This window comes from Acinetobacter sp. P1(2025) (assembly GCF_051390655.1).
Classification (GTDB): Bacteria; Pseudomonadota; Gammaproteobacteria; order Pseudomonadales; family Moraxellaceae; genus Acinetobacter; species Acinetobacter junii.
Genome location: NZ_JBPKBJ010000103.1, coordinates 1 through 9,855, shown reverse-complemented (window position 1 = coordinate 9,855; position 9,855 = coordinate 1). Strand labels below are relative to the sequence as shown.

12 protein-coding genes, 1 pseudogene and 1 riboswitch are annotated in these 9,855 nt (G+C 39.4%); of the genes and pseudogenes, 6 read left to right on the top strand and 7 right to left on the bottom strand.

Annotation, left to right across the window (positions count from 1 at the left end; genetic code table 11):
* Positions 1-169: 169 nt before the first annotated feature.
* Positions 170-571: a hypothetical protein gene (locus ACSC97_RS16840; RefSeq protein ID WP_436662081.1), complete on the top strand. Its 402-nt coding sequence runs from the start codon at positions 170-172 to the stop codon at positions 569-571.
* A 46-nt stretch (positions 572-617) separates the two neighbouring features.
* On the opposite strand, the gene hemW is transcribed toward ACSC97_RS16840, so the two are convergent.
* Positions 618-1,772, bottom strand: a complete 1,155-nt coding sequence (gene hemW, locus ACSC97_RS16835; protein ID WP_436662079.1) for a radical SAM family heme chaperone HemW — start codon at positions 1,770-1,772, stop codon at positions 618-620.
* A gap of 136 nt (positions 1,773-1,908) precedes the next feature.
* Between hemW and ACSC97_RS16830 the strand changes: the two genes are divergently transcribed.
* From ACSC97_RS16830 to ACSC97_RS16815, 4 genes are all read left to right on the top strand, one after another.
* Positions 1,909-2,370 (top strand): DMT family transporter, encoded by a 462-nt coding sequence (locus tag ACSC97_RS16830; RefSeq protein ID WP_099949258.1) that lies wholly within the window; start codon positions 1,909-1,911, stop codon positions 2,368-2,370.
* A 36-nt stretch (positions 2,371-2,406) separates the two neighbouring features.
* On the top strand, positions 2,407-3,756 hold the full coding sequence (locus ACSC97_RS16825; protein ID WP_436662077.1) for an MATE family efflux transporter: 1,350 nt from the start codon (positions 2,407-2,409) through the stop codon (positions 3,754-3,756).
* A 182-nt stretch (positions 3,757-3,938) separates the two neighbouring features.
* The gene (locus tag ACSC97_RS16820) at positions 3,939-5,231 is read left to right on the top strand and encodes an ABC1 kinase family protein (RefSeq protein WP_436662075.1); all 1,293 of its coding nucleotides are present in this window, start codon (positions 3,939-3,941) and stop codon (positions 5,229-5,231) included.
* Positions 5,232-5,372: 141 nt separating this feature from the next.
* Positions 5,373-5,627, top strand: a complete 255-nt coding sequence (locus tag ACSC97_RS16815; protein WP_004916670.1) for a type B 50S ribosomal protein L31 — start codon at positions 5,373-5,375, stop codon at positions 5,625-5,627.
* Between the two features lie 94 nt (positions 5,628-5,721).
* Here ACSC97_RS16815 and ACSC97_RS16810 read toward each other — a convergent pair whose 3' ends face one another.
* The 3 genes from ACSC97_RS16810 to ACSC97_RS16800 all read right to left on the bottom strand — a co-directional run bounded on the left by ACSC97_RS16810 (position 5,722) and on the right by ACSC97_RS16800 (position 7,560).
* Positions 5,722-6,054, bottom strand: a complete 333-nt coding sequence (locus ACSC97_RS16810) for a DUF190 domain-containing protein (RefSeq protein ID WP_004958740.1) — start codon at positions 6,052-6,054, stop codon at positions 5,722-5,724.
* A gap of 15 nt (positions 6,055-6,069) precedes the next feature.
* Positions 6,070-6,450, bottom strand: a complete 381-nt coding sequence (gene crcB, locus ACSC97_RS16805) for a fluoride efflux transporter CrcB (protein WP_004916675.1) — start codon at positions 6,448-6,450, stop codon at positions 6,070-6,072.
* A 117-nt stretch (positions 6,451-6,567) separates the two neighbouring features.
* A riboswitch (Fluoride riboswitch) is annotated at positions 6,568-6,634 on the bottom strand.
* A 77-nt stretch (positions 6,635-6,711) separates the two neighbouring features.
* Positions 6,712-7,560, bottom strand: coding sequence for a DUF2071 domain-containing protein (locus tag ACSC97_RS16800; protein ID WP_436662072.1), 849 nt, complete (start codon positions 7,558-7,560; stop codon positions 6,712-6,714).
* A gap of 139 nt (positions 7,561-7,699) precedes the next feature.
* On the opposite strand from ACSC97_RS16800, the gene ACSC97_RS16795 reads away from it, so the two are divergent.
* Complete coding sequence (locus tag ACSC97_RS16795; protein ID WP_126131663.1) at positions 7,700-8,032, top strand: HopJ type III effector protein; 333 nt, start codon at positions 7,700-7,702, stop codon at positions 8,030-8,032.
* Between the two features lie 43 nt (positions 8,033-8,075).
* Here ACSC97_RS16795 and ACSC97_RS16790 read toward each other — a convergent pair whose 3' ends face one another.
* The 3 genes and pseudogenes from ACSC97_RS16790 to ACSC97_RS16780 form a co-directional block, all read right to left on the bottom strand.
* Positions 8,076-8,684, bottom strand: coding sequence for a flavin reductase family protein (locus ACSC97_RS16790; protein ID WP_039047654.1), 609 nt, complete (start codon positions 8,682-8,684; stop codon positions 8,076-8,078).
* A 23-nt stretch (positions 8,685-8,707) separates the two neighbouring features.
* A complete protein-coding gene (locus ACSC97_RS16785) occupies positions 8,708-9,121 on the bottom strand; it encodes a GFA family protein (protein ID WP_436662069.1) in 414 nt (137 codons plus the stop codon).
* A gap of 113 nt (positions 9,122-9,234) precedes the next feature.
* Positions 9,235-9,741, bottom strand: a pseudogene (locus ACSC97_RS16780) (cation:dicarboxylate symporter family transporter); the annotation flags it as partial.
* Positions 9,742-9,855 lie beyond the last annotated feature (114 nt).

Sequence of the window (9,855 nt, the reverse complement as noted above, 5' to 3'; positions counted from 1 at the left end):
GTGCTGAAAAGGCTGCCGACGCATAAAGCGACCCAAATAGAAGAATTACTGCCACATCGCTGGAAATCCAACTCAAATTAAAAAATAGGCATGGGGTTCAGCGGACGCTTACAGTAAAACTAATGGCAACTATGACATTGTTATAACCGCTCCTGGATATGCAACTGCAGTGATTAAATCAGTTCCAGTCACCGCTGAACAAACCACCACCATTTCTACTCAAGCATTACCGATTAATACAAATGTAGCAACACACTATCGTGTTAGTGGAACAGCGACTCCAAGCAGCGACTTAATTAAAGTCAATGCAAAACAAACTAGTGGTGGTACGACTTATACAGTAAATACCATCAATGCGACTTTAGACACTGGTGCCTATAGCTTATCCTTAAGTACAGGTGCACCTTATTTAGGTCCATACACAGGTACATTGCCAATCGTATTAACTCCTGATAATACCGTAAATGGACAATACACTATCAGTGCGACTGATACAGTAAAAGCAACGACTCAAAATGCTCCTGTTACGATTTCAACGATGGATGTAAACAACATTAACTTTAATTTTTAATATTTGTGCTCCCTTTAGCGATGCTTGTCAAAGGGAGTTTTTGTTCTTATAAGAATGATTCTAAGACTGAATTTAAAAAAATATGCCCCTGCTCAGTACAAGCAATTTTACTTGTATCATCAAGCAATAATTTTTTCTGACGTAATTTACTCAATGGTGTTTGCAGGTGATTTAAATCTAAACCAGTTCTTTGCTGATAAAGCTCAGCAGCAACACCTTCATTCAAACGTAAAGCATTCATCATAAACTCAAAAGGTAGCTCATCAGCCTCGATACGTTTCATTTGTAGATGTTCGGCAGGAACTTTAGCAAGATAATCTTTTGGTAAACGCGTTTTTTGGAAACGGTATACTCCATCAGGTCTTGTGACCTTGCCATGTGCACCAGCACCAATCGCCAAATAATCCCCAAATTGCCAGTAATTCAAATTATGGGCAGATGGCTTTTCTTTTCTCCATGCTGACACCTCGTAATTAATAAAACCATTCGCAATTAAATATGCTTCACCCAGTTCTTGAATCTGCTCCAAAATCTCATCTTGCGGTAAAGCAGGTTGCGTTCGAAAGAAAACCGTATTCGGCTCAATCGTAAGTTGATACCAACTGATATGCGTTGCACCATGCTCCACAGCCAACTTAAGATCTGTTAGAGCTTTTTCGACAGTTTGCGAGGGTAAACCATGCATAAGGTCTACATTGACGCGCTCAAAGCCTGCTTGACGAGCCTGCTGAATTGCATCCATAGCATTGTACGCGGAATGGATACGCCCTAAGCGTTGTAAGTGCTCTGTATCAAAGCTTTGCACACCAATCGAAAGGCGATTGATCCCAACTGAAAGATAATCCGCAAAAGGATCATGCTCTACCGTTCCAGGGTTTGCTTCTAAGGTAATCTCACAATCATCTGAGAAACTTAAACGTGCTTTAAGCTGGTCAAAAAGCCACTGATAGCCTTGAGCAGAAATCAATGATGGCGTTCCACCACCAATGAACACACTATGAATTAATCTTCCCTGCGCCATTTCAACTTGTGTTTCAAAGTCGGCGACTAATGCTGTTAAATACTGCTGTTCCAAATCCATCGAGAGTTGACCATCAGGCACAGCATGTGAATTGAAGTCACAGTAAGGACACTTACGCACACACCAAGGCATATGGATATACAAGGAAAGTGGGATATTAATTGGATTTAACAGACTCAAAGTAGAAGCTCAATGACAGAACATCGCTATTTTAACATGACTCTTACAGAGTCTGTTGCTGGTTCTGTAGACACGGCTTATCATCCTGTAAGTATTCAGTTAGACTGAGATAACGAAGAACAATTACATTGAGATGATGATGAAAATTTCTAGCCAATTGCTACTCTTTCTGCCTTTAGCCTTTGGAGTAGGAATTGCAATGGCATTTCAAACTGCAATAAATTCACAATTGAGAGAACATTTAAGCTCTCCCCTTCAAGCAGCATTTCTTTCGTTTCTCATCGGTACTGCTGTTTTAGCGGCACTCGTCTATTTTCAGGATGCATCTAAACCAAATTTACATGAACTTTCAAGCATTCCATGGTATTTATGGATTGGTGGATTTCTCGGTGTTTATGCGATTAGCATGAGTATTTATACTGCTCCAAAATTAGGTTTTCTCACATTTTCAGGATTAGTTATTTTTGGTCAGATCGCTATTTCAATGCTGCTCGATCATTTTGGCTGGTTAGGTACAGATAAAGCACCTATCAACTGGCAGCGTTTACTCGGTGGTATCATTATTTTTATTGGCGTTTTACTCACTTTACAGCGCTAACGTTTCTTCCGTTTTTAATAAATAAGAGTATTTTTTGTGTTACAAGCAACCAGCAAGCGCTATGAATTAAAACAACTGTTTCACTTGATGCTACCAATACTAATCACTCAGTTTGCCCAAGCTGGATTAGGCTTGATTGATACAATTATGGCAGGTCATCTTTCTGCTGGCGATCTTGCTGCAATTGCTGTGGGTGTGGGTCTGTGGATTCCTATCATGCTGTTGTTTGCTGGGATTATGATTGCGACCACACCACTCGTCGCTGAAGCACGTGGTGCTAAAACACCTGAAAAAATTCCGACTATCGCACGTCAATCTTTATGGGTAGCATTGATTCTAGGTGTCGTTGCAATGTTTATTTTGCAATGTATGCCACTTTTGTTGCCTTACTTTGGCGTACCAGAGCATCTCCTCCCGAAAGCCAACCTATTCCTACATGCGATTGGTTTTGGTATGCCTGCTGTAATGATGTATGCAGCTTTACGTAGCTATTCAGAAGCGCTTGGACATCCTCGCCCAGTCACAGTAATCAGTTTATTGGCACTCTTAGTACTGATTCCACTGAACTTCATTTTCATGTATGGCTTTGGGCCAATACCAGCTTTAGGCAGTGCTGGATGTGGCTTTGCGACAGCGATTCTACAATGGTTAATGTTCATTACACTTGCAATATACATTTCTAAAGCGCGTGCATATAAACAAGCTCCTATTTTTACGCAATGGGAAAGAATAGATCCAACTTGGGTTAAACGAATTTTAAAACTTGGCTTTCCAATTGGCTTAGCGGTTTTCTTTGAGGTTAGTATTTTTAGCACAGGTGCGTTGGTATTAGGACCACTGGGAGAAAATGCGATTGCAGCACATCAAATTGCAATTTCAGTCACATCTCAGTTATTTATGATTCCTTTATCCTTAGCGATTGCCTTAACAATTCGGGTCGGAATGTATTATGGGGAAAAGAATTGGCAAGCTATGCGCCAAGCACAGAAAGTAGGATTGATGAGTGCGACATTCTTTGCATTGTGCACCATGCTTCTGATTGCCTCTGCTCGACCATATATCGTTGCAATCTACACCAATGATATAGATGTGATCCCCATGGCGATGTATCTGCTATGGTTTGCAATGGCATACCAATTAATGGATGCATGGCAAGTAAGCGCTGCAGGCTGCCTCCGTGGTATGCAAGACACGCAAGCCCCTATGTGGATTACACTGATGGCATACTGGGTGATTGCTTTCCCAATCGGTTTGTATTTAGCTCGTTATACAATTTGGGGGGTTGCAGGTGTTTGGCTAGGTTTGATTATTGGCTTAACGATTGCTTGTGTATTATTGATTGGTCGTCTGTATTTAAACAATCAACGCTTAGAGAAAACACTATAAAGAATATTCGTTTCTAACGTATTCATGGTATGGAAAGCTCTAACAACTGAGCTTTCCATTTATTATCGACCTACTCATAAATAATGACTTACATCACTTAACATTTTCTTATAGGCAATTTAAGTTTTGTACCCTATGATCAAGATACTCCTTTGAGATAAAACAATTGAGGTCTAACGAATATGGCAAAGCATGCGAGTTCTTCCGGTAAACGCTTTTTAAAACTGGCAGGCATGACCGCAAGTATTGCAAGCAAAAGCGTGGCTAACTCTATTCGAAATCTCACTGCCGATGAAGAACAAAAAAATGCAGCACGTAGCCAACTTTTCCAAGATATCGGAATTCAAATCGCTGATACACTTGGAGAAATGAAAGGTGCTGTAATGAAGGTCGGACAGATTGCCTCTCAATACAAAGATATTTTTCCACCAGAAGTCGCCAAAGCGATTGCTAAGTTACAACGCCAAGCCCCTGCCATGCCTTTTGCTGCGATCCAGCAGCAAGTCGAAAAAGAGTTAGGCAAACCCTTAAACCAAATTTTTAGCACTTTCGAAACCGAACCATTTGCAGCAGCATCCATCGGTCAAGTGCATCGTGCTATTTTGCCGAATGGGCAAGCAGTGGTAGTCAAAGTACAATATCCTGGTGTCGATCAAGCTTGTGAAAGCGATTTAAAACAGGTCCGCCTTGCTTTACGTTTAATGGGCGTATTAAAAATTGATAAAAAACTTCAAGATCAACTTTTTAAAGAAATCCAAGACAGTCTATCAGCTGAATTGAACTATGAAATTGAAGCCCAGAATCTAGAAGTATTTAAAACCTTCCATGAAAAACTCGATCAACAAGTGATTATACCTACCGTCTATAAAGACTATTCATCTCGCCGTGTACTCACACTCAGTTATGAAAAAGGTGAATCAATCGAAACGGCGAGTACGTGGTCTGTCGAAACACGCAATCAAATTGGTCGTCGAATCGTACGCGCGCTCGGACAAGAAATTTTCTTTTTAAGACGATTTCATTGCGATCCACACCCAGGTAACTTTGCATTTAGAGAAGATGGTAGCGTAATTATTTACGATTATGGCAGTGTAAAAACCTTATCGCCTGAAATCGTTCAACATTTTAAATCTCTCGTCAATGCTGCTCGACAAGAGAATATTGCTCAAGTTGAAGACTTATTAGTCGAATTAAAGGCATTGGCTGAAAAAGAAAAGTTCCCTGACGAACTTTATAGTCAATGGATTGAAATTTTATTACGTCCGCTCAGTACACATTATGATTTTGCAGAAAACACTTCACATCACGATGGCATGCGCCTAGTGAAAAAATCTTTAAAATATTGGGATGTATTTAAACCTTCTCCCGATACATTGATGGTGAATCGTACGGTATCTGGACATTATTGGAATCTCATTCATCTCAAAGTGCATGACAATCTGAACGACTTATTTGAAGAACTCGTGCCTAGTTAAATTTCTTAAAACTTAGTGCCCCTTACTTAATCGCAAGACGAAAATCTATATGTCATTTCAAAGCAAAACTTGAAATACTCAAAATTGACTTCATATATTGTTATGTTATAACATTTCCATATAATTTTAGGAGTCTTAAAAGTGCGTAAAGATATTCACCCTGCTTACCAACAAGTACTATTTCACGATACCAATGCCGATGCTTACTTCTTGATTGGTAGCACGATCCAAACCAAACAGACTAAAGAATATCAAGGTCAAGTTTACCCTTATGTGACTCTAGATATTTCAAGCGCATCACATCCGTTTTATACAGGCGAAGTACGTCAAGCAAGCAACGAAGGTCGTGTTGCGAGCTTCAATAAACGATTTGGTCGTTTTAGTCGTAAAGCTTAATCTTATTTTAAGTTTGACGCTGTACATTAGAAGCATTCGAAGTCTAAGGTTATATCTCCTCCACTTAGACTTCTTTTTTTATGTCAAAAATTTGTCATCCATCTCGCAGTGATGATTGTCCAATCACACCATATTCAACAGCCTGCTTGACATAAAATAGAGAAATCGCTTTATCTTCAAGAAATTTAAACAACGCTGTAGCCTGTTCATCATTCACGGCGAATTGAATTTGAACAGGCTGATCAGCCAACTCAAAAAATCCTGCAGAATGAATTTGCCCGCGATGATCCATACCATGTGTTGCATTTATGACTGTTGCACCTCCCAACTTCATTTGTTGGGCAACAGACAATAACCATTCAACAATCGGTTGACCTTGGTACATTCGACTGCGTTCAGCATAAAAGGTAATTAAGAATCCATTCATAAGTTCTCTCCCGAACTACGCAGCACTCAACCACTGATGCAAGCTCATGCCAATCAAAGTAAAGACGAGTGAACCAATCACGTGAATAACAATCGCAGCAACAGCATAGCTCAGTTTGCCTTGTTGCAATAATGCAATGATCTCTGCTGAAAAGGTTGAAAAAGTCGTTAATGCACCACAAAACCCTGTGATCACAAATAACTTATAATTTGGACTAAGTGCGCTTTGTGAAAAATATGAAATTGCAAATCCAATAATAAAACCACCAATAAAATTTACGGTGACTGTACCCAATGGAATCGCTGGAAAAATAGGATTGAGCTTTAAACCAATCAACCAACGTAGCCAAGCACCTAAGATTGATCCTAATGCAATTGAGATAAGTGGATAGTACATGATTTACTCCAAACTCAGATTTGGAGACAGTAATGCATTAAACATAGCGAGTACTTTTGCCATCTGCGGACTCCAGAAGATAAACAGAGCGCGCATAAACCTACGCTCCCTGTACAGGACAACGTAGGCATCATTAGCCAGTTTGGCGGTTTGTAAAAGGAGGAATGCCATCTCCTTCATCCTAAAATAACATAGATTTTGAACAACTCAACCTATGTTTTTTTCCTGTGTATAACGCTTCAGTTATCCACAATCTGATGTTCAATTTAATATTTTTTCATTCAAGACGTAAAAATCTAGAGCAGGAATTACAAAAGCAAAAACATCTGCATCAGCGTCTATTTGAAACTGCTTTAGCAGTTCAGGGGGGCTTAAAGCAAGCACTTCTGCGGCTTGAATTTGCTCGAAGCAGACTGGCATTTGAATATCACCTTGCGACATTCGTTGGGGTTGATCAACCCACTCTGCCCATGCATGATCTTGATCAACTAGAAAATGCACAGCATCCGCCCATGAATCAAATAAACTCTGCCATGTTGCAGGTAAATTTTTTTCCTGTCGTATACCGACATGGCTCTTAAAAGAATAATCTTGATCTACATAAACCTCCGTCCGAATAGCCTGCTGTTTAGAATCAAATTCATGCTCGAACTTTGCAGCATATTGGGCAGGCATTACATCGCTTGCGAGACGACCACCAACAACATACAAAGCATGGTCAATCAAAACCTGTTCAAAAATGACTGTTTTAGGTGCCGTATCATTGAGATAAAAACGCCAGTTACTTTGTCGGGGAGAAGGCATCCAACGTCGAAATGGACCAAGAAAACGAAAGCCAAAATGATGATGTTGGTAACTGAGAATGGTAAAAACTGTTTTGCCCTGCCTTTCCCACAAATGAACCCGCTCAGGATAGCGTTCTCGAACCTGCTCGATATCGACTAACCATGATAAATACACAATATGGCTAACCTGACTTTCAAATCGTATAAAGGGTAATAGATGCATGAAAAAGCGACGCACAGTCAATATAAATTGACAGCTAAGCAGCAAGCTAAAATAACGGAGGAAAGGCTTGTGTTTAGGTACTTTAAAATGATGTCGATTCATTATTATTTATACATTTGATTTATCTTTTACAGCATAAACAGCTTGCCCTATTCGGTCTAGTTTCCACAGCATCAAACATCAACTTTCTTGATTCGATGGTATGATGCTCTCATTCATTTTATGCACATGGAATTTTAAAATGGCTCAAACCTTATTGGCACAACTGAAAGATGGTTCTGCAAAATTTGCTGATGTTATTGCCTTTATTGAAGCACGTTATCAACACACACCTACGGCTTTTCAAAATGGCGCTCAATTTAATGCTGCAACTGAAAACCAAGGAAGTGCAAAAGTCTTTAGTTTTGCTAAATTAGAAGGTTTAAACCAAGCAGATACTTTAAGTTTATTTGCGGAGCACTATGCATCTGTGCTCGCAACACCTGAAGGAACAGATCACCAAAATATTCGTCAGTTTATGCAAAATGGCTGGGATGGTGTGAAATTTGAAGGTCAGGCATTGTCTGTAAAATAATCTAAAAAAAGGAGGGATTAAAACCTCCTTTTTTGAATCTCGATTAAACTTGCGGTCTCGATAATTTACGCAGATCACGAGTTAAACTATAAAAATCACCACCCATTTTTCCAAGACTGTTTAATTTTTCTTGGTCTATCATCGTTCCATTCCAGACTCGATCATCTACATAAATCGCCTGAACATCGAGTAAAGCAACTTTTCCCCCAGAGGGAAGTGTACTGAACTCTAAAATTTCTCTTAAGCGACATTCGTAACGAACCAAAGAGTCTTGAACAGATAAGGGTTGTACTGAATAGCTTGGACAAGATGCAATCTCAGCATATTCAAATTCACTTTGCTCAGCAGCTAATGATGCACAAGACAAATTCAATTTCTCAAGTAGTTTTGTATCAGCGATATGTACCACACACTCTTGGGTATCAATAAGATTTCGAAGTGTGTCTTTATCCTGCCCACTTTGTGGGTTCACTTGTGAATACCATAAGATCGGCGGGTTACAACTCGCCACACTAAAAAATGAATAAGGGGCGATATTGGCGACACCATCTTTAGATAAAGTGCTGATCCATGCAATCGGTCGAGGGGTAATCCCACCGACTAAAAGTCGATACACTTCCGTTGGGCTTAACGATGCCGTCTCAAAAATCATGTTTAATCCTCAACCTATAGCGATTATGGTCGCTCAACATATTGTGGTAAATCATCTGCAATACAGTCCCACTCTGCTTTTGATGCCGCAAAAATATGCATGGTTGGTCTTTGCTGAATAGGGGTATCCAGAGTACCTATTCTTAGGCGATAAAACTCAGGTATATCAGATTTAATACTTATAATAGGTGAGCCACAATCTGCACAGAAACAACGTTGAGTCGTCTCAGTGGATTGAAATTTTTTGAGTAGATGCTCACCTTGCGTAATTTTAAAATCACTTACTTTAATTGGAGCATTTGTGGCATAAGCTGTGCCATTGGCTTTACGACAATGCTGACAATGACATTGCACAATATCTCCAATTTCGCCATGGATTTCATAACGAATACCGTTGCACAAACAACTGCCGTGATATACAGGTAAAGTTTGAGACATTGCACATTCCTTTGATGAATTTTCCATTAAAAATATAGGCTAGATATAAGCTCCATGCAAATTAGAAATGCTATTTTTAACAAACTATTTATTGTCTCAGATAGTGATTTAATCTAGGAATTCAACTCAATCTTTTGATCCAATACAGCTTGGGCACGTGCATGATCAATATCCTGTTCCCAATGAGCAATCGCAACCGTTGCCACACAGTTTCCGATCAAATTCGTACAAGCACGTACAATCCCAATAAACCAATCAACGGACAATAACAACACCAAGCCAATCGTTGGAAGACTGGGTATGACAGACAAAGTTGCAGCTAATATCACTAGTGCAGAACCTGGGATACCGTGTGCACCTTTTGAAGTCACCAAAGAAACCAATAAAATTGCAAGTAAATCATGCATCGATAAATCAATATTGCAAGCTTGGGCAATAAATATAACGCCAAGAGTTAGATAGATAGAGAATCCATCTAGATTAAAAGAATAGCCTGTCGGGATCACTAAACCCACAGTGGAATCCTTAATTCCTAGATTTTTTAACTTTTTCATTATCTGAGGCAACACTGAATCGGAGGATGCAGTTCCCAATACAATGGATAGTTCTGCTTTAAAATAATTAGGACTTACGCACTATCATTTATAGATTCTCTGTGGTAGCAGATGGTTTTTATCGAGAATAAAGTCATCAATGAAGTCTTTGATGATTGGTCTAAATAATTTCTTCTGCCA

What these genes read in the sequence shown, in the direction of transcription:
- ACSC97_RS16830 (WP_099949258.1), top strand. Translation starts at nt 1,909, where the DNA reads ATGATGAAAATTTCTAGCCAATTGCTACTCTTTCTGCCTTTAGCCTTT.
- ACSC97_RS16820 (WP_436662075.1), top strand. Translation starts at nt 3,939, where the DNA reads ATGGCAAAGCATGCGAGTTCTTCCGGTAAACGCTTTTTAAAACTGGCA.
- ACSC97_RS16810 (WP_004958740.1), bottom strand. Translation starts at nt 6,054, where the DNA reads ATGAATGGATTCTTAATTACCTTTTATGCTGAACGCAGTCGAATGTAC.
- crcB (WP_004916675.1), bottom strand. Translation starts at nt 6,450, where the DNA reads ATGTACTATCCACTTATCTCAATTGCATTAGGATCAATCTTAGGTGCT.
- ACSC97_RS16800 (WP_436662072.1), bottom strand. Translation starts at nt 7,560, where the DNA reads ATGAATCGACATCATTTTAAAGTACCTAAACACAAGCCTTTCCTCCGT.
- ACSC97_RS16795 (WP_126131663.1), top strand. Translation starts at nt 7,700, where the DNA reads ATGGCTCAAACCTTATTGGCACAACTGAAAGATGGTTCTGCAAAATTT.
- ACSC97_RS16790 (WP_039047654.1), bottom strand. Translation starts at nt 8,684, where the DNA reads ATGATTTTTGAGACGGCATCGTTAAGCCCAACGGAAGTGTATCGACTT.
- ACSC97_RS16785 (WP_436662069.1), bottom strand. Translation starts at nt 9,121, where the DNA reads ATGTCTCAAACTTTACCTGTATATCACGGCAGTTGTTTGTGCAACGGT.